The sequence below is a fragment of the Pseudomonas sp. GW821-FHT07B01 genome (genome assembly GCF_059419065.1).
In genome coordinates, this window is the sequence record NZ_JBWKRA010000056.1 from 1 (window position 1) to 538 (window position 538).

The 538-nt window shown below is 45.7% G+C and carries 2 tRNA genes; both read right to left on the minus strand.

Annotated elements, in window-relative coordinates:
- Positions 1–260 precede the first annotated feature (260 nt).
- Positions 261–336 (minus strand) — tRNA-Ala (locus tag AC07S6_RS27310).
- A 30-nt stretch (positions 337–366) separates the two neighbouring features.
- Positions 367–443: transfer RNA gene (locus AC07S6_RS27315), tRNA-Ile, on the minus strand.
- Positions 444–538: the final 95 nt, after the last annotated feature.

A 538-nucleotide genomic window follows, 5' to 3' on the forward strand; every position in this document is an offset into this window, starting at 1 on the left:
TCTTCACTTGACCATATAACCCCAAGCAATCTGGTTATACTGTGAAGACGACATTCGCCGAAAATTCGAATTTCTCAGTTAAGAGAACTCACAAATTTTACCTTAGCCTGATCCGTTACCAGTGAAAGTAACGTTCAGTCTATCTTTCTATCACATACCCAAATTTTTAAAGAACGAACTAGTCAAAGACTAGAAATCAACATTCACCATCGCAACGATGGAATGCTCATTTCTAAGCTTTATACAAACAGAAGCAGTAGTGGTGGAGCCAAACGGGATCGAACCGTTGACCTCCTGCGTGCAAGGCAGGCGCTCTCCCAGCTGAGCTATGGCCCCGTATTTCTACAGGCGTTTCCCACACAAAATTGGTGGGTCTGGGCAGATTCGAACTGCCGACCTCACCCTTATCAGGGGTGCGCTCTAACCAACTGAGCTACAGACCCAATTTCGGGCTGCTTCTTTCGTCTTCTTCAATGAATCAAGCAATTCGTGTGGGAACTTATGGAGCAGCTGATGTCGTCGATTAAGGAGGTGATCC